General features: G+C 67.8%; 21 protein-coding genes. 5 read left to right on the top strand and 16 right to left on the bottom strand.

Annotated features, from left to right (window positions below; all coding sequences use genetic code 11):
* Positions 1-54: 54 nt before the first annotated feature.
* From selB to OTERR_RS05070, 10 genes are all read right to left on the bottom strand, one after another.
* Complete coding sequence (gene selB / locus OTERR_RS05115) at positions 55-2,061, bottom strand: selenocysteine-specific translation elongation factor (protein WP_149425057.1); 2,007 nt, start codon at positions 2,059-2,061, stop codon at positions 55-57.
* A gap of 6 nt (positions 2,062-2,067) precedes the next feature.
* Complete coding sequence (gene selA, locus OTERR_RS05110) at positions 2,068-3,528, bottom strand: L-seryl-tRNA(Sec) selenium transferase (protein ID WP_246154339.1); 1,461 nt, start codon at positions 3,526-3,528, stop codon at positions 2,068-2,070.
* 42 nt (positions 3,529-3,570) lie between these two features.
* The gene (fdhE, locus tag OTERR_RS05105; protein ID WP_149425056.1) at positions 3,571-4,521 is read right to left on the bottom strand and encodes a formate dehydrogenase accessory protein FdhE; all 951 of its coding nucleotides are present in this window, start codon (positions 4,519-4,521) and stop codon (positions 3,571-3,573) included.
* Between the two features lie 126 nt (positions 4,522-4,647).
* Positions 4,648-5,274, bottom strand: a complete 627-nt coding sequence (locus OTERR_RS05100; RefSeq protein WP_054622331.1) for a formate dehydrogenase subunit gamma — start codon at positions 5,272-5,274, stop codon at positions 4,648-4,650.
* A complete protein-coding gene (gene fdxH, locus OTERR_RS05095; RefSeq protein ID WP_054622330.1) occupies positions 5,271-6,173 on the bottom strand; it encodes a formate dehydrogenase subunit beta in 903 nt (300 codons plus the stop codon). Before fdxH ends, OTERR_RS05100 begins: the two co-directional genes overlap by 4 nt.
* Before the next feature lie 10 nt (positions 6,174-6,183).
* Positions 6,184-9,249: a formate dehydrogenase-N subunit alpha gene (gene fdnG, locus OTERR_RS05090; protein WP_149425055.1), complete on the bottom strand. Its 3,066-nt coding sequence runs from the start codon at positions 9,247-9,249 to the stop codon at positions 6,184-6,186.
* Positions 9,250-9,540: 291 nt separating this feature from the next.
* On the bottom strand, positions 9,541-11,088 hold the full coding sequence (locus tag OTERR_RS05085; protein ID WP_149425054.1) for a DHA2 family efflux MFS transporter permease subunit: 1,548 nt from the start codon (positions 11,086-11,088) through the stop codon (positions 9,541-9,543).
* Between the two features lies 1 nt (position 11,089).
* Positions 11,090-12,340 carry an HlyD/EmrA/EmrK family protein gene (locus OTERR_RS05080; RefSeq protein WP_149425053.1) on the bottom strand — a complete coding sequence of 417 codons (1,251 nt, stop codon included), beginning with the start codon at positions 12,338-12,340 and terminating at the stop codon, positions 11,090-11,092.
* Positions 12,333-13,910, bottom strand: coding sequence for an efflux transporter outer membrane subunit (locus OTERR_RS05075; protein WP_149425052.1), 1,578 nt, complete (start codon positions 13,908-13,910; stop codon positions 12,333-12,335). Before OTERR_RS05075 ends, OTERR_RS05080 begins: the two co-directional genes overlap by 8 nt.
* Positions 13,911-13,979: 69 nt before the next feature.
* A complete protein-coding gene (locus OTERR_RS05070; protein ID WP_149425051.1) occupies positions 13,980-14,690 on the bottom strand; it encodes a pirin family protein in 711 nt (236 codons plus the stop codon).
* Positions 14,691-14,785: 95 nt separating this feature from the next.
* Between OTERR_RS05070 and OTERR_RS05065 the strand changes: the two genes are divergently transcribed.
* The 3 genes from OTERR_RS05065 (at position 14,786) to arsB (ending at position 17,852) form a co-directional block, all read left to right on the top strand.
* A complete protein-coding gene (locus OTERR_RS05065; protein WP_082397298.1) occupies positions 14,786-15,799 on the top strand; it encodes a LysR family transcriptional regulator in 1,014 nt (337 codons plus the stop codon).
* An 83-nt stretch (positions 15,800-15,882) separates the two neighbouring features.
* Positions 15,883-16,764 (top strand): helix-turn-helix domain-containing protein, encoded by an 882-nt coding sequence (locus tag OTERR_RS16700; RefSeq protein WP_054622323.1) that lies wholly within the window; start codon positions 15,883-15,885, stop codon positions 16,762-16,764.
* Complete coding sequence (arsB, locus tag OTERR_RS05055; protein WP_149425050.1) at positions 16,761-17,852, top strand: ACR3 family arsenite efflux transporter; 1,092 nt, start codon at positions 16,761-16,763, stop codon at positions 17,850-17,852. Before OTERR_RS16700 ends, arsB begins: the two co-directional genes overlap by 4 nt.
* A 16-nt stretch (positions 17,853-17,868) precedes the next feature.
* Here the strand turns inward: arsB and OTERR_RS05050 are convergent, their stop codons facing one another.
* From OTERR_RS05050 to OTERR_RS05035, 4 genes are read right to left on the bottom strand one after another with little or no spacing between them, the layout of a single operon-like run.
* Positions 17,869-18,315: a hemerythrin domain-containing protein gene (locus OTERR_RS05050; RefSeq protein ID WP_082397296.1), complete on the bottom strand. Its 447-nt coding sequence runs from the start codon at positions 18,313-18,315 to the stop codon at positions 17,869-17,871.
* 1 nt (position 18,316) lies between these two features.
* On the bottom strand, positions 18,317-19,549 hold the full coding sequence (gene serA / locus OTERR_RS05045) for a phosphoglycerate dehydrogenase (RefSeq protein ID WP_054622321.1): 1,233 nt from the start codon (positions 19,547-19,549) through the stop codon (positions 18,317-18,319).
* A 37-nt stretch (positions 19,550-19,586) separates the two neighbouring features.
* Entirely contained in the window at positions 19,587-20,522 is a 936-nt protein-coding gene (locus OTERR_RS05040; protein ID WP_246154338.1) for a ferredoxin--NADP reductase, read from the bottom strand.
* A gap of 34 nt (positions 20,523-20,556) precedes the next feature.
* A complete protein-coding gene (locus tag OTERR_RS05035; protein WP_054622320.1) occupies positions 20,557-20,835 on the bottom strand; it encodes a DUF2249 domain-containing protein in 279 nt (92 codons plus the stop codon).
* A gap of 156 nt (positions 20,836-20,991) precedes the next feature.
* Here OTERR_RS05035 and OTERR_RS05030 point away from each other — a divergent pair, with 156 nt between their 5' ends.
* Together OTERR_RS05030 and OTERR_RS05025 are read left to right on the top strand one after the other, a co-directional pair.
* Positions 20,992-21,450 (top strand): RrF2 family transcriptional regulator, encoded by a 459-nt coding sequence (locus tag OTERR_RS05030; protein ID WP_149425049.1) that lies wholly within the window; start codon positions 20,992-20,994, stop codon positions 21,448-21,450.
* Positions 21,451-21,551: 101 nt separating this feature from the next.
* Positions 21,552-22,238, top strand: coding sequence for a DUF4197 domain-containing protein (locus OTERR_RS05025; RefSeq protein ID WP_149425048.1), 687 nt, complete (start codon positions 21,552-21,554; stop codon positions 22,236-22,238).
* Between the two features lie 216 nt (positions 22,239-22,454).
* On the opposite strand, the gene OTERR_RS05020 is transcribed toward OTERR_RS05025, so the two are convergent.
* Positions 22,455-22,958, bottom strand: coding sequence for a peroxiredoxin (locus OTERR_RS05020; protein WP_054622015.1), 504 nt, complete (start codon positions 22,956-22,958; stop codon positions 22,455-22,457).
* A 295-nt stretch (positions 22,959-23,253) separates the two neighbouring features.
* Positions 23,254-25,395 (bottom strand): sensor histidine kinase, encoded by a 2,142-nt coding sequence (locus OTERR_RS05015; protein WP_149425047.1) that lies wholly within the window; start codon positions 25,393-25,395, stop codon positions 23,254-23,256.
* Positions 25,396-25,429 lie beyond the last annotated feature (34 nt).

Here is a 25,429-nt window from a genome sequence, read left to right as displayed (position 1 = left end):
AAACACACAAACAACGCCCCGGCGCCGCTGCAGCCGGCCTCGGGTGGGCGGATTCTACCTGACCGGCGGCTCGCCCCGAAGCCCATGGGCCTGGGCGGCGCCACTACCGATGCGCCGGGTATAGCCCACCCGGTCGAAATATTCGAGGATCTGGATCGCTCGCTTGCGGCCGAGCCCCGTGGCATCGCGGAAATCGGCGGCCTTGACCAGCCCGAGCCGGCCCGGTTCACTGCCCTCTTCCCCCGCACCGGCCAGGCTGGCGACGATCGCCACCAGGCGGCTCAGGGCCTCGGGCGCATAGAACAGGTCTTTCACCACCTGGTAGGCCTCACCCCGGGCCGCCAGCTTCTTGAGGAGCCGCCGGGTTTCGCTTTCCGGTTCGCCCAGGCGTTGGGCAATGTCGCGCACCCAGGGCGGGTCGAAGGGTTCGTCCCGTAGCCAGGGCAGCAGCTTTTCGGCCCGCAGGCGTTCCCGGGCATCCAGCTCCACCGTATGTTCGGGCAGGTGCCAGGCGGCCCCGGAAAGGACAATGCGGCCCGCATCGCGCAGCGCTTCGAGCAGGTCGAAGAAGGCCGTCGATGCCAGCTGGGGCAAGGCCATGCGGCGCAGGCGCTCCCGCTCCACCCCCACTTCATCGGCAAAGGCCTCGTGGTGCGCGGCCAGGCGGGCCGCCACCACGTCCTGCAACGCCTGCCAGCGGGTCGCGGAAAAGACCCGTCCGGCGCGGGGCGCCAGCACGGCGCCGGGCGGCAAGGCCAGGTCGGACGGCACGTGGGCGGCAGCGGCCAGGTTGTGGGCGCAGGCCAGTTCGGCCAAATCCACGCCCCAGGGGGCCGCATCGATCAAGGCGTGCAGGCGCCGCTGCGGATCGGCGACTTCCAGGGTGGCAAGCAGGGCCAGGCGCTCCGGGCTCTTGCGCCGCCGCGCCGGGCCAAAGGGGTCCAGGGCCACCGCCCCGGCCAGGGTGGCTTGGGCGGCGCCGTCGCGCAGCACCAGCCGGTCGCCGTGACACACCGCCAGGGGCCGGTCGAGCACCAACTGGGCGTAACCGGAATCGCCGGGCGCCAGGGTACCGGTTTCGTTGAGCAGGGCCACCCGGGCGGTGACTTGGGCGGCGCCATGGTGCAGATGCACCGCACTCCAGTGGGTCAGGGGCCGGGGGGCGTCGGCGAGCAGGGAGAGCCGCACGTCCACCCGGGTGCGCTCGGCGGGGCGGGCGAGGAAGTCCGCCACCAGCCAGTCGCCCCGTTCCACGGCGCCGTGGTCGATGCCCACCAGGGCCAGAGCCAGGCGCTGGCCGGCATGGCCGGCGTCGGCCGGCCGGTTGTTGGCATGCAGGCTGCGCACCCGCACCGTTGCCGCCACCCCTCGCTCCGGGGCGAACACGGTGAGCTTGTCGCCGACCTGCACCCGGCCGGCGAAGGCGGTGCCGGTGACCACGGTGCCGGCGCCGGCCAGGGCGAAGCTGCGGTCGATGGCGAGGCGAAAGCCCCGGCCATCCACCTTGTCCCGCGCCGCGCCGGTATCGCCACCTTGGGCCAGCAGCCAGGTCTTGAGGGTCGCCACGCCCGGGTCGGCCGGGCCGTTGGCGGCGGCCACCGGGAAGCAGGGCGAGCCGGCCAGGGGCGTGCCCGCCAGCAGGGCGGCCACCTCTCGCTCCACCTGGGCGATGCGGGCAGCGTCCGCCCGGTCGCACTTGGTGATGGCAACGCCGCCCTGGGCGATGCCGAGCAGGGTGAGGATGGCCAGGTGCTCCCGGGTCTGGGGCATCACCCCGTCATCGGCGGCCACCACCAGCAGGGCCAGGTCAATGCCTGCGGCGCCGGCGAGCATGGTGGGGATAAATTTCTCGTGGCCCGGCACATCGATGAAGCCGAAGTCGGCGGCGCTACCTGTACCAGCCCCCTCCCCCGCCGCCCCGTCCGGCAGGTAGGCGTAGCCGAGCTGGATGGAGATGCCGCGGCGTTTTTCCTCGGGCAGCCGGTCGGTGTCGACGCCGGTCAGGGCACGGATCAGGGTGGTCTTGCCGTGGTCGATGTGGCCGGCGGTGCCGATCAGCATGGCGGGTTACTTTCCTGGGGCGAATTGCGCGATGAATTGTGCGACGAAGCGGGCCTCGTCCTCCGGACGCAAACAGCGCAGGTCAAGCCACAGGGCATCGTCCTGGAGGCGGCCGACGACCGGCTGGGGCAGGCCGCGCAAGGCGGCTTCGAAGCGTTTGAGGCGGCCGCCGGCACCTTTCTTCTCGGCCGGAGCGATCACCAGGGCGGTGGACGGCAGGCGCTCCACCGGCAAGGAGCCGGAGCCGATCTGGGAGGCGGTATCGCGCAGATCAAGCATCCATGCGCCTTCCAGGGCAGGGGCCAGGGCAGCGCGCAAGCGCTCGGCCTGGGCGCGGATGTCGGCGGCGGGGCGGGCGAGCAGACGCAGGGTGGGCAGGGTGGCGGTGAGCCGGTCCGGATCCCGGTACAGGCGCAGCACCGATTCCAGGGCCGCCAGGGTCAGCTTGCCGACGCGCAGGCAGCGCTTGAGGGGGTTTTTCTTGATCTTGGCCACCAGGTCGCGGCGGCCGACGATCAGGCCGGCCTGGGGGCCGCCGAGCAGCTTGTCGCCGGAGAAGGTGACCAGGTCGGCGCCGTCGGCCAGGGCTTCTTGCGGCAGGGGCTCCTTGGGCAGGCCCAGGCGGGTCATGTCGGTCAGGGCGCCGCTGCCCAGGTCCTCGGCGAAGGGCAGGCCGTGGCGGTGGGCCAGGGCGGCCAGCTCCAAAGTGCCGACGCTCTTGGTGAAGCCCACCACGGCGTAGTTGCTGGTGTGGATCTTCATGATCAGGCCGGTGCGCGGCGTGATCGCCGCCTCGTAGTCGGCCAGGTGGGTGCGGTTGGTGGTGCCCACCTCGATCAGCTTGGCGCCGGCCCGCTTCATGATGTCCGGCACGCGGAAGGCGCCGCCGATCTCCACCAGCTCGCCCCGGGAGACGATCACTTCCTTGCCTTTGGCCAGGGTGTTGAGCAGCAGCAGCACGGCGGCGGCGTTGTTGTTGACCACCGTCACCGCCTCGGCACCGGTGAGTTCCTGGATGAGCGGATTGACCAGGTCGTCCCGGTCGCCACGACCACCGCTGGCCAGGTCGTACTCCAGGGCGGCGGGGTGGATCAGGGCCTCGGTCAGGGCGGCGATGGCCGACTCGGGAAAGAGGGCCCGGCCCAGGTTGGTGTGCAGCACCGTGCCGGTGAGGTTGAACACCGGGCGCAGGTGGGGCGTGGCCCGGGCGACCAGGCGGCCCCGGGCTTCGGCGAGGAGTTCGGCAGAGGTGACGGCAACAGCGGCGCCGGCCCGGATGCGCTCCCGGGCGGATTCCAGGGCGGCGCGTAGGGCCGCGGTGGTTTCCTGGCGGCCGTGGGCCTCGAGGAGATCGTCGGCGGCGGCCAGCAGCTGGTCGGTGGAAGGCAGGGCGCGGAGGGCGGCGGCGGCGGAAGCGTTGTCCGCCGCCGGCTGCCCTTCCCCACGGCCATGGACCATGGACGTCATGGGGGAATCCTTAAAGGGAAAGTGGAAAGGAAGATGAAAAAATCAGGGCGCGAAGTAGAACAGGTTGCGCCCGGCACGATGATAGCCGGCGTCGTCCACCAGCATGTCGAGCATGAGGGTGGCCAGGTCGTCGGCGAAGGGCTCGGCGTTGTGGTCTTTTTCCAGGGACACCAGCTTCAGGGCCGACTTGCACTCGTCGCAGGTTTCCACCTGGACGGCCTTGAAGCGCTCGGCGCCCTCGCCTTCCAGGGCGGAATAGGCGATGCCCTTGGTGTTCATGCAGGGCACGCACTTGATGCGGGTGACGTGCCACTCGCTGGCGCACAGGCCGCATACTGCGTAGCGCACGCCGTGACCGCCTTCGCCGATGCGCACGACGGAGGCGACCGGGTGGCTGCCGCACACCGGACACAGGCTGCCCTCTTCGCGCACGAACACATCGCCCTTGGTCAGGGCCAGGGCGCGATGGGTCCAGTCCACCTGCAAGGCGGCGCCAAGGAAGGGGGCGTAACCGGTGTCGAAACCGGATTCGGCCTTGAGGATCAGGCGAGCTTCCTTGGCCACCTGATCGGCGGGCAGGGCCTGCAGACGGGCGATGATGTCCCGGGCCGGCGCCGGGGCGAAACCTTGGGCAGCCTTGAGCAGGGTCGCCAGGGCCTGGCCGAAGACGCCGTTCGGCGATGCATCCAGCTCGCCGCCCTGGGCGTCGAGCAGGGGCATGTCGTGACTGCGGCACAGGGCGATGCGCGCCTCGTCGGGGCGAGCCGCCGGGGTCAGGGCAGCCAGGGCCTGTTGCTGGGCATCGATCAGGCCGGCGCAGAAATTGAGGAATTCGGCCATGGCATGACCATTGGCCAGGGACTTGAGGCGAGCGGCCCGCGCGACGAACAGATCGGCAGCGGGCAGGCGCAGGGTATCGGGGACCGGCGCCCCCTGGGCGGCGATTTCTTCCGCCGAGAGAACGGACTTGATGGGGATGATCGGGGCAGTCATGGCGGAGTGTCGGGGATCGCTATCGTTATCGTCGGAAAACACCACGGCGCGGAAGCTCCGCGCCGTGGTGGAAAAACAACCGCCTGCCAGCGGAACCCCGGCGGCAGGCGGCACGACCGGCGCGGCTTACTTGCCGGTCATTTCCTTGTACCAGGCACGGTGGTGCTGCTTGGCCCAGGGGCGGGTCACGGTACCGTACCACATGGCCCGGATGGTGCCTTTGACCCAGATGGCGGCATACACGTGGACGAAGATGAGGGCGATCATCACCGCCGCCACCGCCGCGTGCACCACGGCCCCGAGACGCACCACGCCCACGGGGAAGAACCCGGAGAAGTAGGCGCGCCAGATCAGGATGCCGGAGACGAACAACAGCGCCATGCAGACCACCAGCGCCCAGAAAAGCATCTTCTGACCGCCGTTGTACTTACCCATGATCGGCATGTTGTGGTCGTCGCCGTTGACCATTTCCTTGGCCCGCTTGAGCCACTCCCAATCGGTCGGGGTCATGACGTTGAGCTTCCAGAAGCGCACCGCCATGGCGGCGAAGGACACCACCATCAGCACCCCGAGGAAGGGGTGGATGATGCGGGTCCACACGCCGCCGCCGAACAGCATGGACAGGGGCCAGAAGGCCGGGTGGAACAGCGCCAGGCCGGACAGGGCGATCAGGATGAAGCTGATCCCCACCACCCAGTGGTTGGCCCGCTCGGAGGCGGTGTAACGCTGCAGGTCGTTGGGATCGCGCTTCATTGCTTGCCCTCCTCTTCCAGTTCCTTCTCGACTTCCTTCTCCGTTTCCTTGGACACCTCGTTGGGGCCCTTGGTGACGTAGTGGAAGAGGCTACCGATCGCCACGGCGGCCAGGCCCAGGGTGGCGAGGGGCTTGGTGACCCCCTTCCACAGGGAAACCATCGGGCTGATGGCCGGGTCGGGCGGCAGGTTGTTGTACAGCTCCGGCTTGTCGGCGTGGTGCAGCACGTACATCACGTGGGTGCCGCCCACACCTTGCGGGTCGTACAACCCGGCGTTACCGTAGCCCCGTTCCTTGAGCTCGACCACCCGCTCCTCGGCGATGTCCTTCATGTCCTCCTTGGACCCGAAGGAAATACAGCCGGTGGGGCAGACCTTGACGCAGGCCGGCTCCAGGCCCACCGCCACCCGATCGGAACACAGGGTGCACTTGTACGCCTTGTTGTCCTTTTCGGAGATGCGCGGCACGTTGAACGGGCAACCGGTGATGCAGTAGCCGCAGCCGATGCAGTTTTCCTGCTGCATATCGACGATGCCGTTGGCGTACTTGATGATGGCACCGGGGGACGGGCAGGCCTTGAGGCAGCCCGGGTCCTCGCAGTGCATGCAGCCGTCCTTGCGGATCAGCCACTCGAGGCCCCGTTCCTGCGATTCGACCTCGCTGTAGCGCATCACCGTCCAGGATTTTGCGGTGAGGTCCCGGGGGTTGTCGTAGGTGCCGTGGTTCTCACCCACTTCGTCACGGATGTCGTTCCACTGCATGCACGCCACTTGGCAGGCCTTGCAGCCGATGCACTTGGTGACGTCGATGAGCTTGGCGACTTCGAGGGTCTTGCGGATGCCGGGCGGCGGTGTGGTGGTCGCCGAACGGGCCGCGATGTCTAGTGATTGCAAAGGCATGGCGGTCTCCTCAGATCTTCTCGACGTTCACCAGGAACGACTTGAATTCCGGCGTCTGGCTGTTGGCATCGCCCACGAACGGGGTCAGGGTGTTGGCGATGTAGCCGTTCTTGGCCACCCCCTTGAAGCCCCAGTGGATGGGAATGCCCACCTGATGCACGGTCTTGCCGTCCACCGTGATCGGCATGATGCGCTTGGTCACCACCGCCACGGCCTTGATGTAGCCGCGGTTGGAGCTGACCTTGACGCGGTCGCCGGCCACGATGCCCTTCTCCTTGGCCAGGCCCTCGCCGATTTCGACGAATTGTTCCGGCTGGATCACGGCGTTGGACTCCACCTGCTTGGTCCAGTAGTGGAAGTGCTCGGTGAGACGGTAGGTGGTCGCCGGGTAGGGGAACTCCTTGGCCTTGCCGAACGCTTCCATGTCGCCCTTGAACACCCGGGCAGCCGGATTGTTGCGGGCCTTGGGGTTGTTCGGGTGCATCAGGTTCACCTCGAGGGGCGACTCGAACGGCTCGTAGTGCTCGGGGAACGGGCCTTCGTTCATGCCGCCCCGGGCGAAGAAGCGGGCCACGCCCTCGGGGTTCATGATGAAGGGACCCATGCCGTCTTCGGGGGCCGAGTCGACCTTGAAGTCGGGCACGTCGGAGCCGGTCCACTTGGTGCCGTCCCACCACACCTGCTTGCGCTTCGGATCGAAGGGCTTGCCGGAGGGGTCGGCGGAGGCGCGGTTGTAGATGATGCGACGGTTGGCCGGCCAGGCGAAGGACCAGTTGAGGGTCTGGCCATTACCCCACGGATCGGAGTTATCGCGGCGGGCCATCATGTTGCCCTTTTCCGTCCAGGCGCCGGAGAAGATCCAGCAACCGCAGGCGGTGGAGCCGTCATCGCGCAACTGGGCGAAGCCATCGAGCAACTCGCCGGCCTTCTTGATCACCTTGGTCGAGTCCTTGGGATCGAGCAGATCGGTCAGCGCCTTGCCGTTGTACTCCTTGGCCAACTCCTCGGGGCTGGGGGAATCCGGAATCTTGTAGCCCCAGGTGAGGTTGAGGATCGGGTCGGGGAAAGCGCCGCCGTCCTTCTTGTACATCTCCTTCAGCTTGAGGAACAGGCCGGCCATGATTTCCTGGTCGGTACGCGCTTCACCCGGAGGCTCGGCGCCCTTCCAGTGCCACTGCAGCCAGCGGCCCGAGTTGGTGATGGACCCGTCTTCCTCGGCAAAACACGTAGAGGGCAGGCGGAACACCTCGGTCTGGATCTCGGCGCTGTTCACGTTGTTGAACTCGCCGTAGTTCTTCCAGAACTCGGAGGTATCGGTGGCCAACGGGTCGATGATTACCAGGAACTTGAGCTTGGCCAGGGCAGCGCCCACCTTGGCCTTGTTCGGGAACGAGGCCAGGGGGTTGAAGCCCTGGGCGACGTAGCCGGTCATCTTGCCCTGGTGCATCAGCTCCATGACCTGCAGCACGTCGTAGGTCTTGTCCAGCTTGGGCAGGTAGTCGTAGGCGTAGTTGTTTTCCTTGGTCGCCGCGTTGCCGTACCAGGCCTTGAGGTTGCTGACGAGGAACTTGGGGAAGTTCTGCCAGTAGCTCAGCTGCCCCGGGCGCATCTGCTTCTGCGTGCGGGCATTGAGGTAGGCCTGGAAGTCCTGCTCCTTCTCGCCGGCCAGGGTCATGTAGCCCGGCAGCAGGTTGGAGAGCAGCCCCAGGTCGGTCAGGCCCTGGATGTTGGAGTGACCGCGCAGGGCGTTCATGCCGCCGCCCGCCTTGCCGATGTTGCCCAGCAGCAGTTGCACCATGGCACCGGTCCGGATCATCTGGGAGCCGGTGGAGTGCTGGGTCCAACCCAGGGCGTACATGATGGTCATCACCCGGTTCGGCGCCGAGGTGGAACTGATCATCTCGCACACCTTGAGGAACTTGTCCTTCGGCGTGCCGCAGATCTTTTCCACCATCTCCGGCGTGTAGCGGGAGTAATGGGCCTTCATCAGGTTGAAGACGCAGCGCGGGTGCTGGAGGGTCGGGTCGGTGGCGACGTAGCCGTCCTTGCCGATCTCGTATTCCCAGGAGCTCTTGTCGTACTTGCGCTTCGCCTCGTCGTAGCCGGAGAAGATGCCGTTCTCGAAGGCGTAGTCCTCACGCACGATGAAGGTCATGTCGGTGTACGACTTGACGTATTCGTGGTGAATCTTGTCGTTGGCGATCAGATAGTTGATGACGCCGCCCAGGAAGGCGATGTCGGTGCCGGTGCGGATGGGGGCGTAGAAATCCGCCTGGGACGCCGAGCGGTTGAAGCGCGGGTCCACCACCACCAGCTTGGCTTTGTTGTGCTGCTTGGCTTCCACCACCCACTTGAAACCGCAGGGGTGCGCCTCGGCGGCGTTGCCGCCCATGATGAGCACAACGTCAGCGTTCTTGATGTCCGTCCAATGATTGGTCATCGCGCCGCGGCCAAACGTCGGGGCAAGACTTGCCACCGTGGGGCCGTGTCAAACGCGAGCCTGATTGTCGAACGCGAGCATCCCCAGGCTACGGACCACTTTGTGGGTCAGGTAGCCGGATTCGTTGCTGGAGGCGGAGGCGGCGAGGAAACCGGTGGTCAGCCAGCGGTTGACGGTCAAGCCGTCAGCGGTCTTGGCGACGAAGTTGGCATCCCGGTCGGCCTTCATCAGCTTGGCGATGCGGGTGAACGCTTCGTCCCAGGAGATGCGCTTCCACTGATCGGAACCGGCCTCGCGCACTTCGGGGAACTTCAGGCGGTTCTTGCTCTTGACGAAGTCGAGCAGGCCGGCCCCCTTGGGGCACAGGGTGCCGCGGTTCACCGGGTGATCCGGGTCCCCTTCGATGTGGATCAGCTCGGCGTGGGCGTTCTTGGCCCGATCCCCCAAGCTGTACAAGATGATGCCGCAACCCACCGAGCAATACGGACAGGTGTTGCGGACCTCCGTGGTCCGGGCGAGTTTGAAGTGGCGGGTCTCAGCCACGGCGGCGGTGGGCGAAAAGCCCAGCACGGCCATGGAGGATCCGCTCACACCCGCGGCGCAGACCTTGAAGAACTGGCGCCTTGAGAGTTGCATTTCCCCTCCTTTTGGGTCGTAAACAACGAATGAAACAGTCACTCAACTGCAACAACCGTGCCGCCCACCACGCCCCGGCAAAAGACCGACAAATCAGTCGGATGCCGGAATCATAGGTACTACTGGACAAAGTGTCCGAGACAAAATGTCGCAATGCGTGACTTTTTGTCCTAATCGCAACTTAGCAGACAACCTGACAAATAACGAGAGCAATAACGCCGTTGGCCCGGCGGAACGGCAATTTCCACGCGGGCCAACGGGAGAGGCAAGAACGAAAACCGTACAGCTCTCTCATTCCATCGGCGGAGGCGCTCCCACCGCCTTCACCGGCTTGGTCAGCCAGACCAGCAGCGACAAGCCGACGAACATCAGCGCCGCCAGGGTGAAGGCATCCAGGGTGGCCTTGGTCACTGCCTGCTGGTTGAGCAGGCGCTCCACCGTGCCGAGAGCCTGGGTTGCATTCATGCCCAGGCTTTGCAGACCGGCCAGGGCACTGTTGAAGGGATCGTTGGCGATGGTCATGCGCTCGGCCAGTTCCGAGTGGTGTACCGCCGTCTTGTGATCCCAGTAGGCCACCGTCAGCGAGGTGCCGAAGCTGCCCCCCAGCACCCGCAGGAAGGTGGCCAGGCCCATGGCCGAGGCCATGTGGCCGGGCGGCACCCGGGAGACAATGATGGTGGTGAGCGGCGCGAAGAAGCAGGCCAGGGCAATGCCCTGGACGAAGCGCGGCTGGGCCAGGTGCCAGGGATCGACGCCCGGCGTCAGGTGGCTCTGCCACCAGAAGGTGAAGGCGAATACGGCAAAGGCCAGGGTCACCACCCAGCGCAGGTTTAGGCGAGCCATGTTCTTGCCGATCAGGGGCGCCAGGATCACCGGCAGCACGCCGATGGGTGCCGACACGATCCCGGCCCAGGTGGCGGTGTAGCCCAGGGTGGTCTGCAACCACAGGGGGAACAGCACCACCCCGCCCATGAAGGTCATGTAGCCGAGGCTGATGGCCAGGGTGCCGAAGGCGAAGTTGGCTTCGCCGAACAGGCGCAGGTCCACCACCGGGTGTTCGTCGGTCAGCTCCCACACCACCAGCAGCGCCAGGCCCAGGGCGGCAATCACGCCCAGAACGATCACCTCGGGGGATTCGAACCAGTCCAGCTCGTTTCCCTTGTCGAGCATCAGCTGCAGGGCGCCGACGCCGATCACCAGCAGGGCCAGGCCGATGCGGTCGATAGGCACCTGGGCGGTGCGGCTTTCCCGGGCTTTCAGCACCGGCCAGGACAGGGCCACGGCCAGGATGCCGACGGGCACGTTGATGAAGAAGATCCAGGACCAGTGGAAGCTATCGGTGATCCAGCCACCGAGCAGGGGACCGGCGATCGGCCCGACCACCGCCACCATCATCGAGATGGCCATGGCCATGCCACGCTGGTGGGGCGGGTAGGCGCCGAGCATGAGGCTCTGGGCCAGGGGGAACATGGGCCCGGCGGCTAACCCCTGCAACACCCGGGCGAAGATGAGGAATTCCAGGCTCTGGGAAAAGCCGCACAGCAGCGAGGCGGCGACGAAGGCCAGGGTCGCCAGGGTGAACATGCGCACCTCGCCGAAGCGCCGCGCCAGCCAGCCGGTCAGCGGCAGGGCGATGGCGTTGGCGACGCCAAAGGAGGTGATCACCCAGGTGCCCTGGGAGGCACTCACCCCCAGATCGCCGGCCAAGGTGGGCACGGCGACGTTAGCGATGGTGGTGTCGAGCACCTGCATGAACACCGCCAGAGAGAGGGAGAAGGTGATGAGCCGGCGTTCCGCCCCTTCCAGGGGCGGCCGGTCATCGTGGTGGGCGGCCCCCATGTCAGCCTTTCGCCTTCGCGGCTGGCGCGGCACTCGACACGTTGCGCTCACCGCGCTCGGCGGATTCGCCCAGCGCCGTACGCACCCACCCCCGGGCCTCGTCCTCGGCCGACTTCAGCACCGCCTCGTCGTTGGCCGCGGCCTGGGGCGCCTGGGCCGGGCTGGCGGTGGGCAGCAGAGCGCCGCTACGATCCTTGGTGTTGACCGTCACGTCCATCGACAGCCCCACCCGCAGCGGGTACTTGGCCACGGTATCGGGCTTGAGAGCGATACGCACCGGCACTCGCTGGGTCACCTTGATCCAGTTGCCGGTGGCGTTCTGCGCCGGCAGCAGGGCAAAGGCCGCGCCAGTCCCGGCGCCGATACCGACCACGGTGCCTTCATACTCGACGCTGCTGCCGTAGACGTCCGCTTCCAGGGTCACCGGCTGGCCGATGCGCACATTCTTCAGCTGGCTTTCCTTGAAGTTGGCCTCGACCCAGGCGCCCCCCAGGGGGGTCAGGGTCAGCAGGGGCTGGTTGGGAGCCACCACCTGGCCAGGCTGCACCGCCTTCTTGGCCACCACCCCGGCCAGCGGAGCGGCGATGGTGGTGTAGGAGGCATTCAGGGCTGCCTGGGTGTAGCGGGCCACCGCCGCATCCACCCGGGGGTGGGCCGACAGGGAGCCCTCGCCCAGGGCGGCGCTCACCGCAGCACGCTCGCGTTCGGCGGATTGGGCGCGGGCTTCGGCCAGTTGTACCGCCGACTTGGCGTGGGCCAGTTCCTCGGCGGACACCGTGCGGTCGGCGGCCAGGGGCTCGCGCCGGGCCAGGTTGTCGCGGGACTCGGCCAGCTCCAGGTTGCGCGCCGCCAGTTGGGCGCCCAGGCTCTTTTCCCGTTCCCGCAACTGGGCCAGGTCACGCACCGTTTCCAGGAGTTCGGCCCGGGCCCGGGCCAGGGCCACCCGGGCGTCCCGGTCGTCGATGCGGACCAGCCACTGGCCGGGCTGCACCCCGTCGGTCTCGCCCACGGCCACGGCCTGGACCGTGCCGGCAATGCGCGACGCCACGGTCACCGAATCGGCAGCCACGTAGGCGTTGTCGGTGCTTTCCCGGTAACGGCTGACGGTCAGGTACCACACGACAAAGGCCGCCACACCAATTAGGAAGAGCCCCGCCACCAGACGCAGGCCGCGCTTGCGGGCCGGGCTGGTGGCGCCGCCGTTACGGGACGAGGACGCGCCGTTGGAGGAATTATTGTTTTGTTCAGCCATGGTTTGTTTCCTTGGGGGAGGCAAGGCCCACCGGGCGGATCAGGCTACCCGCGGGGCTGGAAAAGGAGGATGCGCCTGCCGGAGCGTTGGTGGTGGCGGTGGCAGGCGACACTGGCGCGGCCTCGGCCGACTGCCGGTAACCGCCCCCCAGGGCGCGCACCAGGGCCACATCGGCGGCAAGGCGCCGGGTGTCGGCGGCGAGGCGCTCCTGCTCGGCCTGGAGCGCCCGGTAGCGGGCGTCCCAGGCGGCCGGCGCCGGATCGAGGCCGGCGGCGACACGCCGCTCGGTGCGCTGGGCCACCTCAGCTTGGCGGGCCGCGGCGCCGGCCAGGGCAAGGGATTGCTGGCTCTCGCTGGCAACGCTGGCGGCAGCACTGACCGCTTCGCGCAGGGCGGCGGCAGCGCCCTGACGGAGGGTCGCCAGGGCCTCGTCGATTTCCGCGTCGCGCAGGGCCACCGTGGCCGCTCGGGCGCCGCCGTCGAGAATCGGCAGGGACAAGGCCGGCCCCAGGGAATAGGTGCCGCTGGCGCCATTGAGCAGCTTGTCGAAGGTCAGGGTCTGGAAACCGAGCAGGGCCGACAGGGACAACTGGGGCAGCCGGTCGGCCCGGGCCGAGGCCTTGGCATGAACGGCCGCCTGCCAGCGCGCCTCCAGGGCCGCCAGGTCGGGGCGGCGCAACAGCAGTTCCGCCGACAGGTCGGCGGGCAGCCCGGCCCGGTCGGCCACCGGCAGGGGGCGGGGTTGCAGGCGCAACGTCGGCGCATCCGCTGCGGCTGGGCGGCCGCTGGCGCTCAGCTCGGCGAGCACCGCCAGATCGGTCTGGATGCGCGCGGCCAGGGCGGCGCGGCGGGCGGCATCCTGCTCCTGGCTGGTTTCGCGCAGCAGGCGCTCGGTGGCCGGCGACAGGCCGGCGGCGACACGGCGGCCGGCGGCGGCGGAAAGATCGGCCACCAGCCCCTGGCGAGACTCGACCAGGCCCTGCTCCTGCCAGGCGGCGAGCAGGTCGAAGTAGACCGCCGCGACCCGGGACGACAACGCCAGGGCCGCCAGGTGGGCATCCGCCTCGGCAGCCCGGGCCAGGCCGAGCCGGGCGGCCACGGCCTCCCGATTGCGCCCCCACAGGTCCAGGTCCCAGGACAGGCTAAGGGCGAGCAGGCTGTCGGTCTGCAGGTTCTTGGCCACTGCCGGCGGGATGATGTAGGTCTCGGAATATTTGATCCGGTCGGTGGAGGCCTGGGCCCCCACCTGCAGGCTGTCGCGCCCGGCCAGGACATCGGCCTGGCGGCGGGCCTGTTCGACCCGAGCACGGGCCGCCTCCAGGCTGGGGTTGCCGGCTAGAGCGGTGTCGATCAAGCGGTCCAACTGGGGATCGCCGTAGCCGTGCCACCAGCCGGCCTGGGGCCAGGGCCGCGCCGGCTGGGCAGCGGCCTGTTCCAGGGCCTCCGGCGCATAGGCCAATGGCACCGGTCCCGGGGCAACTACGGCGCACCCGGTGAGGCTGGCCGCCCCGGCCAGGGCCACGGCCGCCGCCAGGAGGCGCGGCGGGAACGGAGAGGAATGACGATTCATGGCGTCGAGAACTCCGGAAGAATCAAAGAGGGCCGTGCCGGCAAAGACCGGACGGCCGTTGTTGGCGGATCAGTCGCCCGGCGGCAGGTCGAACACCAGTACCTCGGCCCCCGTCCCGGTGGCGCTCAGTTCCAGGAGGGATTCATCACCAATGCGAGCCCCATCGCCATCCCCCAGGGCCAGGCCATTCAGGACCAGGGAACCCCGGGCGACATGGACGTAGGCCAGCCGCCCCGGCAGCAGGCTCAGGGAGTCTGACTGGCCGCCCCCCAGGTGGGCGGCGTAGAGGCGCACGTCCTGGTGCAGGCGCACCGTCCCGTTGCCGCCCTGGGGCGAGGCCACCAGTTGTAGCCCGCCGCCCTCGCCCGGCGGGGCCAGGGCCACTTGCTCGTAATCGGGGGCGATGCCGCGCACCGCCGGCTCGATCCAGATCTGCAGGAAATGCACCGGTTCTACTGAAGAAGGGTTGTACTCGCTGTGCAAGATGCCCCGGCCGGCGCTCATGCGCTGCACCTCGCCAGGACGGATCACCGAGCCGGTGCCCAGGCTGTCCCGGTGTTCCAGGGCACCATCGAGGACGTAGCTGATGATCTCCATGTCCCGGTGGCCGTGGGTGGAAAACCCCTGGTCAGGCGCCACGGTGTCGTCGTTGATGACGCGCAGCGGCCCCCAGCCCATGTGGGCCGGGTCGAAGTAGTCGGCGAAGGAAAAGCTGTGCCAGGAATCGAGCCAGCCGTGGTTGGCATGGCCCCTTTCCTGGGCTGGGCGCAAGGTGATCATGGCGGCCCTCGAGTAAAAACGAGGGGCCATGATCCCCCCTTTACTAGGGCCGATAAAGCCACCAATATGGGACACATTGTTTCATTGGAGCAACAATGCCCTCCCCCACCTCCCCCATTCCACCGGCGTTTTTGCCCTCGCCCAACACCGACCTGCTGCGTGACATGGCCCTGTTCGTCGAGGTGGCACGGCAGAAGAGCTTTACCGCGGCGGCCGCCGCCCTGCGCCTGCCCAAGTCCACGCTGTCGCGGCGCATCACCGCCCTGGAACGGGAGGTCGGGGTCCAGCTCCTGACCCGTACCACCCGGCGCATCGACCTGACCTTGGCCGGCAGCGACTACTTCGAGCGGGCCAGCCGCCTGGTGGACGAGGCCCAGGCCGCCCACGCCCAGCTCCAGGATCTGCGCGACTCGCCCCGGGGCCAACTGCGCGTGTCGATGCCGGTGGAGTTCGGCGTGTTGTGGATGGCGCCCTATATCGCCGCCTTCGCCCAGCGCTACCCGGACATCACCTTCGACCTGGACCTGTCGCCGCGGCGTACCGACGGCATGGAAGAGCACTTCGACGTGGCGATCCGCATGGGCCTGCCTTCGGATGCCAACCTGGTGGTGCGTCAGCTCGCCGCCGTTGGCCGCGCCCTCTACGCCAGCCCGGCCTACCTGGCCGAGCGCGGCACCCCGGCCCACCCGGCTGAACTGGCGCTGCACGAGTGCCTGCGCATCACCCTGGTCCGCCCGGAGACCACCTGGAGCCTGTGCCGGGAGGGGGAACGGACGACCGTAGGCATCGGCGGGCGCTGCACCATGAACAACATCAGCATGGTGCGCCGCTTATGCCTGGAGGGCCTGGGCATCGCCGTGCTGCCCCTGCCCCTGGTTCAGGACGACCTGCTCAGCGGCCAACTGGTGCCGGTACTGGCGGACTGGAACATGCCGCCGATGCCGGCCTATGCCCTGTTGCCCTCGCGGCGCATGCCGGCCCGGGTACGGGTGTTCCTCGACTTCCTCACTGCCCGGCTCGAAGAACAGGCCGACGAAATCCGCCAGGGACAGCGCCCGGCCCAGACCGCCGTCTCGGAGCACACCCGCCATCTGTCCGGGCTGCGCTAACACGGCGTGGTGCGAACGGCTGCCGGTTGTCAAAGAGGGGATTTTGCCCAAGAATATTTCGACACTTGTTGAAATATCGAAGCATGGACACAACAACCGCTACCCGTGCCCTGGCCGCCCTCGCCCAAGGCACCCGCCTCGACCTGTACCGCCTGCTCATCCGCCACGCGCCGGAGGGGCTGACTGCCGGCGAAGTGGCCAGCGCCCTGGCGGTGGCGCCCAACACCCTGTCGTTTCATTTGCGCACCCTGGCCGAAGCCGGGTTGGTGGCCGCCCTCCCGGAGGGGCGTTACGTCCGCTACCGGCCCTGCCTCGCCGAGATTGGCGGACTGGTGGCGTTTCTCACGGCCGAATGCTGCGCCGGAACCCCGGGCGGCGCATCGTCCTGCGAGGTAGGTAACCCGCCCCTCAGTTCCTGTTCCAGCCTCCGGCCCTCGCCATTCAACGTACTGTTCCTGTGCACCGGCAACTCGGCCCGCTCGATCCTGGCCGAGGTGCTGCTCGCCAGTCGAGGAGCGGCGCCGGGCCGATCCGACGGCGTCACCTTCCACGCCTACAGCGCCGGTAGTCGGCCGACCGGCCGGGTCAATCCGGATGCCCTGGCCTTTCTGGCCGATCGGGCGATGGCAACGGGCGGTCTGCGCAGCAAGTCCTGGGATGAATTCGCCGCCGATCGTCCCGACGCACCGGCCATCGACCTGGTGATCACGGTCTGCGCCAATGCCGCCGACGAAGCCTGCCCAATCTGGCCCGGAGCACCGGCACGGGCCCACTGGGGGCAGCCCGATCCGGCCGCCGTCGCCGGTGACGACGCCACCCGCCGTGCCGCCTTCGCCGCCACCTGGACGACCCTGAGCCAACGCATCGATGCCCTGCTGTCCTTGCCCGCCGGCAGCTTCACCGTGGGAAATCGCGCCGAACTGGCCCGACAGTTGAACCGCATCGGCACGGAGATCGCCGCATGAAGCCATCTACCCAACCATCGCTGACCGCCTCCATGAGCGTCTTCGAGCGCTACCTGAGCCTGTGGGTAGGCCTGTGCATCGTTACCGGCATCGGCCTTGGACAGTTGGCACCGGGAGTCGCCCAGACCGTGAGCGGCTGGGAAATCGCCCGGGTCAACCTGCCGGTGGGGCTGCTGATCTGGGTGATGATCGTACCGATGCTGATGCGCATCGATTTTTCCGCCCTGGGCCAGGTAAAGGCCCACGGCCGGGGCATCGCCGTCACCCTGGCGGTGAACTGGCTGGTCAAACCCTTTTCCATGGCTTTCCTCGGCTGGCTGTTCGTGCGCCAGCTGTTTTCCTCCTGGCTGCCGGCGGACCAACTCGATAGCTACGTGGCCGGCCTGATCCTGCTGGCGGGGGCGCCATGCACCGCCATGGTGTTCGTGTGGAGCCGGCTATCCCACGGCGACCCCTACTTCACCCTGAGCCAGGTGGCCCTCAACGATCTGATCATGGTAGTGGCCTTCGCGCCCCTGGTGGGGCTGCTGCTCGGCCTGTCGGCGATCACCGTGCCCTGGGACACTCTGGCGGTATCGGTGGGGCTGTACATCGTCATCCCGGTGATCCTCGCCCAACTGGCGCGGCGCCACCTGCTGGCCAGCGGTGCCAGCCGGCTCGATGGGGCCCTGGCCCGATTGCAGCCGGCCTCCATCGCCGCCCTGCTTGCCACTCTGGTGCTGTTGTTCGCCTTCCAGGGCCAGGCAATCCTGGCCCAGCCCCTGGTGATCGCCCTGCTCGCCGTGCCCATCGTCATCCAGGTGGCCGTCAACGCCGGACTGGCCTACTGGCTCAACCGTCGGGTCGGCGAAAGCCACGCCGTGGCGTGCCCGTCGTGCCTGATCGGGGCGAGCAACTTCTTCGAGCTGGCAGTGGCCACCGCCATCAGCCTGTTCGGCTTTGATTCGGGCGCCGCCCTGGCCACGGTGGTGGGAGTGCTGATCGAGGTGCCGGCGATGCTGCTGGTGGTGCGGACGGTCAATGCCAGCCGAGATTGGTACGAACGGGGCTTGGCCACCCCCGCCAAGGGGCTGACAGGCAAAGCGTAAGGCCGCCGCCCCCCCGTCAGGCCAGCCGGCAGGACGAAGCCGCAGCTGAACGTGATTCCACAGCGGGCAGTCCATCGGCCACGCCGCGCGCCTGGGCCGCGTCGAACAGTTCACGCTCCTCGAAGCGCACGTGGTCGGCCAACAATTCGCCGAAGCGGCGCAGCACTTCCCCATCCACCACGGGCGAAGCCAAGGTCGCCGCCAGTTCGTGAAGCTGGCGATGCTCGTCCAGGGTTCGCCGCACCAGCTGAACCTCCCCGGCTTGCTCCAGGAGGGGCAGCAGGGTTTCCTCCTCGACGGCGAAATGGGGCAGCAACTCGTCCCGATAGCACGCCAGGGCGCGCCGGGCCACGGCCCGGACCTCCCCCTCCCCCACCTGGACCGCCCGCTTGGCGGCGAGGGCAAGGGACAGGGCGGCGTGGTGCTCCCGCGACAGGATCAACAAGGCTGGATGGCGCTTCATGTCAGTAGAGCAGCCGGCAGCGGATGGTGCCGTCGATGGCGTTGAGCTCGTCCAGGGCGATCTGGCTGGCGGTGGCATCCACGTCGATGACCACGTAGCCGACTTCGGCGGTGGTCTGCAGGAACTGGGCGGCGATGTTGATGCCGACCCGGGAGAAGCGTTCGTTGATCCGGGCCAGCACCCCGGGGACATTGCGATGGATGTGCAGCAGGCGGCACTTGCCGGTGTGCTCGGGCAGGGAAACCTCGGGGAAATTGACCGCCGAGGCGGTGGAGCCGTTGTTGCTGTAGCGGATCAGCTTGGCCGCCACTTCCCGGCCGATGCTGGCCTGGGCTTCCGAGGTCGAACCGCCGATATGGGGCGTCAGCAGCACGTTCTCGAAGTGGATCAGGGGCGAGACGAAGGTGGCGTCGTTGCCCTTCGGCTCCTCGGGGAAAACGTCGATGGCCGCGCCGTGCAGATGTCCGGACTCCAAGGCCGCCACCAGGGCATCGATATCCACCACGGTACCGCGGGAAGCGTTGATCAGGGTCGCGCCCGGCTTCATGCGCGCCAGCTGGTCGACACCGATCATGTTCTGCGTCGCCGGGGTCTCCGGCACATGCAGGCTGACCACGTCGGCGCTGGCCAGCAGCTCCTCCAGACTGATCGTCGGCCGGGCGTTGCCCAGGGCCAGCTTGGTCTCGATGTCGTAGAACAGCACCGACATGCCCAGTTGCTCGGCCAGTACGCCGATCTGGGTACCGATATGGCCGTAGCCGACGATGCCCAGGGTCTTGCCGCGCACCTCGTAGGAGTTGGCAGCGCTCTTGACCCAGCCCCCCCGGTGCAGGATGGCGTTCTTTTCCGGGATGCCGCGCATCAGCATGATGATCTCGCCCAGCACCAGCTCGGCGACGCTGCGGGTGTTGGAAAACGGGGCGTTGAACACCGGCACCCCCTGGCGGGCCGCGGCAAGCAGATCCACCTGGTTGGTACCGATGCAGAAGCAGCCGATACCCACCAGCTTGGGCGCCTGGGCCAACACCTCGGCGGTAAGCTGGGTGCGCGAACGGATGCCGACGAAATGGGCGTCGGCAATGGCCTCAACCAGGTCGGCGTCGGTGAGGGCCTTGCCGTGGCTGACCACCTGGCCATAGCCGTCGTGATGGAGGGCCTCCACCGCCGAAGCGTGAATGCCTTCGAGCAGCACGAATTTGACCTTGTCTTTATCGAGGGAAAGGCGGGCTGTCATAATCGAAATCCTATGAGAAGGGGGGGTAGCGGCCGGGCTACCAGTAGTTTTCGAAGGCCATCTGGCCGAGGATGCCGCGGCGGCCGGTGGCGAATCCCCGTTCGCGCAGCAACTGGCGCATGGCCTGAGCCATCTCCGGATTGCCGCAGACCATCACCCGGGCCGTGGCCACATCGAGGGGCACGCCGGCCGCCGCTTCCAACCGGCCATCGCTGGCCAGTTGGGGAATGCGCGCCGTCAGCACCGTGGCGCCCGGTTCCCGGGTGACCACCGGCAGATAAACGAGCTCGGCCCGGCCCTCGGCGAGTAACGGATGCTGCGGCAGGGCGGCGATCTCGTCCCGGTAGGCCAGTTCGGCGGCCTGGCGCACGCTGTGCACCACGACCAGGCGTTCAAAGCGCTGCCACACCGCCGGGTCGCGCAGGATCGAGAGAAACGGCCCGAGGCCGGTGCCACTGGCGATCAGCCACAGATCGCGCCCCGGGGCCAGGTGATCGACGGTGAGAAAGCCGTAGCTGGCCTTATCCACCTGCAGGGCATCGCCGACCCGCAGCTTCTCCAGCCCGGTCGAGAAGGCTCCCTCGGGCACGAGAATGGCCAGGAACTCCAGGTACTCGTCGTAGGCGGCCGATACCACCGAGTAGGGGCGCCATACCACGTTGCCGTCCGGCCCCGTCAGCCCTAGGCGGGCGTAGTGGCCCGGGGTGAAGCGGAAGCTCGGGCTGCGGGTGGTGCGGAACGACAGCTGGCGCGGCGTCCAGGAACGCAGCGAGAGCACCCGCTCGTAAGTCCATTTTTCCTGCTCGCCATCGTTGCGATCGACGCTGCCTCCCGATGCCTGCGCCCCCGCTGCAGCGGAAGGCACGGCACAGCCGCGAGGGTCCGGTTCAGGGTCGTAGTCCATGGCAGCCTCCTTGTGTTGGGTCGTGACAGCGGCTACGGCGGTGAAGTTCAGGCGGTCGCGTTGAACCATCCGGTCCGCCCGGCTTCGTCAGCGCGGGCGGCGGTCAGTGCCCGCACGCCCGTGCCGGAGCGGTACCGGCCTGGGCTTTGCCGATGCGCACCCGCCAGACGTCCGGGCCGCTTTCCAGGTACTCCCAGGTGAACTCGCCCGGGGATTCGGCCTGGAACTGGTAGAAGAGCGGCTTGGGATCGTGGTCATTGACCAGCAACAGGGCTTCTCCCGTCGCCAGGGCGTCGAAGGTGTCGAAGATCAGCGGATGGCGCAGGCGTGGTGCGATCTCGCGCACGTCGATGGTGGTCTTGTCGATGACGGTAGTGCTCATGGCGAGGCTCCTTGAAGGATGAACGCGGTTTCCGGCTGGTACGGCAACGGCGCTGGTCAGGTCGGTTTAAAGCTGTAAAATAAATACAGCTTTATCGTAAGCCCCGTCGTTTTTAAAAGCAATATTTTTTTTACATCTTAATAAGGGCCGCCGGCCATGAAGCTCACCGCCTTTTCCGACTACACCATGCGGGTGCTGATGTTCCTCGCCATGGAGCGCAGCCGGCTCGTCACCATTCCCGAGATCGCCGCGGCCTACGGCATTTCCGAGAACCACCTGATGAAGGTGGTGCACCAGCTCGCCCGCAGCGGGGTGATCGAATCGGTGCGCGGCAAGGGCGGCGGCATCCGCCTGGCCCGGGAGCCCGGCGACATCCGCCTGGGGGAGATCGTGCGCGCCAGCGAGGGCAGCGCCCCCCTGGTGGAGTGCCTGGCGGACGAGCCCTGCAGCTGCCGCATCGCCCCGGTCTGCCGCCTGAGCAGCGTGGTGGAAAAAGCCTTTGCCGCCCTCTACGCCACCTTCGACGACTACACCCTGGCCGACCTGGTGCCCGATGCACCGCGCATGAACGCCATCCTGCTGCACCGCCCCGGCAACGCGCCGCCCGCCGCCTGAGCCTGGGGCCGCACCCCGGCGGCAGCAAGGCCGCTTACTCCGGCATTGCCGCTCCGGGCCTTTCTTGCCACCATGGCACACCCCCTTTCGGAGATTCGGCCATGATCCGCCTGCCCCGCTCGTTCCTTTCCCCCGCCGTCCTTGGCCTGGTGCTCGCCCTGGCCGCGCCCCTGGCCAACGCCGTGAGCAATAGCGACGCGGTGGCCGGCTTGAAGGAAGCCCTCTCCCGCGGCGCCGAGGTGGCGGTCGGCCAGTTGGGCAAGACCAACGGCTTTCTCGGCGACTCTCGGGTGAAGATTCCCCTGCCCGGCGCCCTGGCCCAGGCCGAGGGCATGCTGCGCATGGCCGGTATGGGCAAGCAGGCCGACGAGGTGGTGGACGCCATGAACCACGCCGCCGAACAGGCAGTGGTCGAAGCCAAGCCGGTACTGCTCAAGGCGGTCAAGGGCATGTCGGTGCAGGATGCCCAGGGCGTCTTGACCGGCGGCGACCACGCCGCCACCGACTACTTCCGCCAGACCACCTCCGGCGAACTGACGCAGAAATTCCTGCCCATCGTCAAAAAAGCCACCGACCGGCTCCAGGTCAAACCCCAGTACGACGCACTGGCCGGCCGCGCTGCGGGCCTGGGCCTGGTCGATGCCAAGGACGCCAGCCTGGACGACTACGTGACGCGCAAGGCCCTGGACGGCCTGTTCCTGATGATCGCCGAGCAGGAAAAGGCCATCCGCAAAGATCCGGTGGGTACTGGCAGCGCCCTGCTGAAGAAGGTCTTCGGCGGCCTGTAAGCGGCGCCCCACCCCGACTCCCACCGGGTAGTCCCGACACCACGACGGCTCCGACGCCAGACGGCCCCACGATAAAAAAAGCCCGCCACGCAACACGCGTGGCGGGCTTTTTTATTGGCCCCAAACTCGTATTGGCACCCCGACCTGATCGGCGGACCAGGCCGGCATAGCGCCGACATCAACGGCCATCGGACGCCAGCAGTGCCAGCCTCGTGCTTAGAGGCTCTTCAGCACCGCCTCGGCGCTGCTCACCTCGAACTTGCCCGGGGCTTCCACGGCTAGGGCCTTGACCACGCCGTCCTCCACCACCATGGCGAAGCGCTGGGCGCGCAGGCCCATGCCCCGGGCGGTGAGGTCCAATTGCAGGCCCAGCTTGCCCACGTATTCGGCGCTACCGTCGGCCATCATGCGCACCTTGCTGCCCACCTGCTGGTCCTTGCCCCAGGCGCCCATGACAAAGGCGTCGTTGGCGGCCAGGCACCAGATCTCGTCCACGCCCTTGGCCTTGAAGGCATCGTAGTGGGCCAGGTAACCGGGCAGGTGCTGGTTGGAGCAGGTGGGGGTGAAGGCGCCGGGCACGGCGAAGACAACGATCTTCTTGCCCTTGACCAGGTCCTCGACCTTGAAGGTATTGGGACCCAGGGCGCAGCCTTCGGTCTCCACCGAAATGAACTCGTTGAGGGTGCCTGCGGGCAGGCGGTCGCCGACCTTGATCGTCATGGTTGTTTCTCCTGTTGTTGGAATGGCTATCCCCGCGGGTGGGACGTGGGATGGACAGGCGCCGGCGCAAAAAGTGCCCGGCACCCCGGCCCGAATGCGCCCACTTTCCCCAGAAACTGGGGACAGGGCTGTGGATAAAACGTAAAAAGCCTGGTGTCTCAAGCACATGACGCGTCGCACAAAAAACAGGCATGCGCCGGAAAGCCAATAGGGACGCGGACTTTCGGCATGGCATCGCTGAACGCCGCGCCAATGCTCGTTCTCCAGGAATACACCGTGGAGAACCGCGCCAGCTCTAGCGTTCCGGGGAGGTCAATTTTGTTTCGGCGTCATCGACGGGGCCGGCCGCCAGGCGCTGGGGGTCGTAGCAGGCCAGGCCGCAGGGCAGCCAGACGACGAACTCGCTGCCTTGGCCGGGTTCGCTGTTGACCGTGATGCGGCCGCCGTGGCGCTCCAGGATGGCGTAGGTGATGGACAGGCCGAGGCCGGTGCCCTCGGCCTTCTTGGTGGTGAAGAAGGGGTCGAAGATGCGCGACAGCACCTCGGGGGCCATGCCGGCGCCGCTGTCGCGCACGCTCAGGGTGACGCCGGCGGCGCTGCCGTCGGCGTCGTTCCAGTCGGCGGTGGACAACCGCAGGGTGCCGCCCTCGGGCATGGCCTGCACGGCGTTGACGATCAGGTTCACCATCACCTGCTGCAGTTCGTTGCGGTTGAAGGTGACCTGGCGCCGGGTGGCGAAGTTTTGCTCGACGGCGATGGCGCGCTTTTGCAGGTTGTGCCGGGTCAGCACCAGGCAGTCGGCGATCACCGCGTTAGGGTCCACCACCTCCTCCTGGCCGGCGAAATCGGCGGGACGGGCGAAGTGCAGCAGACGGGTGACGATCTGCTGGATGCGCCGCACCTGGGCGTCGATCAGGTGGATTTCCTGCAGCACCGGCTCGGCACCAGGGCCGAGGATTTCGTGCAGCACGTCCAGGTTGCCCTGGATCACCGCCACCGGGTTGTTGATCTCGTGGGCCACCCCGGCGGTCAGCTCGCCCAGGGCGACCATCTTCTCCGACATCACCAGCTGGGCCTGGGCCTGGCGCAGGGTGGCGTTGGCCTCTTCCAGGGCCAGGGTGCGCTCGGCCACCTTGCGGTCCAGGTCGTCGGCGAAGCGCTTCAGGGCGTCGCGCTGGTGCGACAGGGAATCGAGCAGGTGGTCGAACTCCCCGGCCAGGCGGCCGATCTCGTCCTCGCTGTCCACCGGGCCGACCCGGGCCGCCCCGTCGCCGGCCTCGATCTTCTGGATGGTGCGGTTCATGCGCTCGATCGGCTCGAAGATGCCCTTGGCCCAACTAAGCGACAGCACCGCCCCAGCGATGGAGATCACGGCGAAGAAGACGAACAGGGTGATCATCGCCACCCATTTGGCGATGCGGAACGGGGCTTCCAGGAAGCCCACATAGAGCATCCCGACCCGTTCGCCGAAGCTGTCGTGGAGCGGTTCGTAGCCCGACACGTAGTAGTCGTTGACCACGAAGGCCCGGTCCAGCCAGGTTTCGCCCTGGCCCAGCACCTTGTCGCGCACCGCCTTGGAGACCCGGGTACCGAGGGCCCGGCGGCCTTCGAAGAGATGGACGTTGGTGGCGATGCGGGTGTCGCCCAGGAACAGGGTGGCGGTGCCCTGGCTGCCCATGGGCAGGGAGCCTTCGCGGTAGACGATGCCGTTGATGCGGTCCACCATGCCCAGGTTGCCGTTGAGCAACATGCCGCCTTCGAGCACGCCGACGAAATGGTGGTCGGCGTCGTACACCGGCACCGCGGCGTGGATCACCAGACCGCGGGTTTCCTCCTGGCGCTTGTCCGGGGCGGCCGCCGGGGTGTTGACCAGGGGCAAATGGGCGCGGGCCTTGAGGGCCGGATCGATGCGCCCCAGCTCGGCGGCGTCGATCACATCGATGGCCACCTGGGCCGTGCCGCTCACCGCCGCCGAGACCACCGGCCAGCGGGCCCGACTGCCGGCGATCGACGAATCCCGGGGCACGGTACGCACGTAGCCGTCGGTGTCGAGAAAGAACAGGAAATCGAAGCCGTACTGGCGCTTGATCGCATCCAGGTAGGTGACCAGGGGCGACTCGTGAACCAGGCCGGCAGCCACCCGCTCGCCGCGCAGGGCCGTCTGCAGCCGGGACGACAGGGCGATGGCCGCCAGGTCGTTGCCGGTGCCCTGCTTGACCCGGTCGAAGTACTCGTGGGCGATCACCAGGTCCGAGCCGATCTTGAAGGTGAGCAGGCGGTGGTAGGTCTCGGCCCCCCACATCCACACCAGCACCAGCAGGGTCGGCACCCCGAGGAACAGGGGGGCCATCACCATGAACATCAGCTTGGCCCGTACCGACTGACGGAACAGGGTGCGACCGCGCCGGCACCAGGCGCACAGGGTGCGGATCACCATGCCGACTCCCGGGCGGTGGCGCGGCCGCACCGTC

It is taken from the genome of Oryzomicrobium terrae, assembly GCF_008274805.1.
GTDB classification, from domain to species: Bacteria; Pseudomonadota; Gammaproteobacteria; order Burkholderiales; family Rhodocyclaceae; genus Oryzomicrobium; species Oryzomicrobium terrae.
This window is presented reverse-complemented; position numbering and strand designations above follow the sequence as displayed.

Coding starts and splice junctions, on each gene's coding strand:
- fdxH (WP_054622330.1), bottom strand. CDS start 6,173: ATGCCTTTGCAATCACTAGACATCGCGGCCCGTTCGGCGACCACCACA.
- OTERR_RS05050 (WP_082397296.1), bottom strand. CDS start 18,315: ATGAAGCGCCATCCAGCCTTGTTGATCCTGTCGCGGGAGCACCACGCC.
- OTERR_RS05085 (WP_149425054.1), bottom strand. CDS start 11,088: ATGGGGGCCGCCCACCACGATGACCGGCCGCCCCTGGAAGGGGCGGAA.
- OTERR_RS05065 (WP_082397298.1), top strand. CDS start 14,786: ATGCCCTCCCCCACCTCCCCCATTCCACCGGCGTTTTTGCCCTCGCCC.
- OTERR_RS05015 (WP_149425047.1), bottom strand. CDS start 25,395: ATGGTGATCCGCACCCTGTGCGCCTGGTGCCGGCGCGGTCGCACCCTG.
- selB (WP_149425057.1), bottom strand. CDS start 2,061: ATGCTGATCGGCACCGCCGGCCACATCGACCACGGCAAGACCACCCTG.
- OTERR_RS05020 (WP_054622015.1), bottom strand. CDS start 22,958: ATGACGATCAAGGTCGGCGACCGCCTGCCCGCAGGCACCCTCAACGAG.
- OTERR_RS05040 (WP_246154338.1), bottom strand. CDS start 20,522: ATGGTTCAACGCGACCGCCTGAACTTCACCGCCGTAGCCGCTGTCACG.
- OTERR_RS05025 (WP_149425048.1), top strand. CDS start 21,552: ATGATCCGCCTGCCCCGCTCGTTCCTTTCCCCCGCCGTCCTTGGCCTG.
- serA (WP_054622321.1), bottom strand. CDS start 19,549: ATGACAGCCCGCCTTTCCCTCGATAAAGACAAGGTCAAATTCGTGCTG.
- arsB (WP_149425050.1), top strand. CDS start 16,761: ATGAAGCCATCTACCCAACCATCGCTGACCGCCTCCATGAGCGTCTTC.
- OTERR_RS05080 (WP_149425053.1), bottom strand. CDS start 12,340: ATGGCTGAACAAAACAATAATTCCTCCAACGGCGCGTCCTCGTCCCGT.
- OTERR_RS05035 (WP_054622320.1), bottom strand. CDS start 20,835: ATGAGCACTACCGTCATCGACAAGACCACCATCGACGTGCGCGAGATC.
- selA (WP_246154339.1), bottom strand. CDS start 3,528: ATGACGTCCATGGTCCATGGCCGTGGGGAAGGGCAGCCGGCGGCGGAC.
- OTERR_RS05075 (WP_149425052.1), bottom strand. CDS start 13,910: ATGAATCGTCATTCCTCTCCGTTCCCGCCGCGCCTCCTGGCGGCGGCC.
- OTERR_RS05100 (WP_054622331.1), bottom strand. CDS start 5,274: ATGAAGCGCGATCCCAACGACCTGCAGCGTTACACCGCCTCCGAGCGG.
- OTERR_RS05070 (WP_149425051.1), bottom strand. CDS start 14,690: ATGATCACCTTGCGCCCAGCCCAGGAAAGGGGCCATGCCAACCACGGC.
- fdhE (WP_149425056.1), bottom strand. CDS start 4,521: ATGACTGCCCCGATCATCCCCATCAAGTCCGTTCTCTCGGCGGAAGAA.
- OTERR_RS16700 (WP_054622323.1), top strand. CDS start 15,883: ATGGACACAACAACCGCTACCCGTGCCCTGGCCGCCCTCGCCCAAGGC.
- OTERR_RS05030 (WP_149425049.1), top strand. CDS start 20,992: ATGAAGCTCACCGCCTTTTCCGACTACACCATGCGGGTGCTGATGTTC.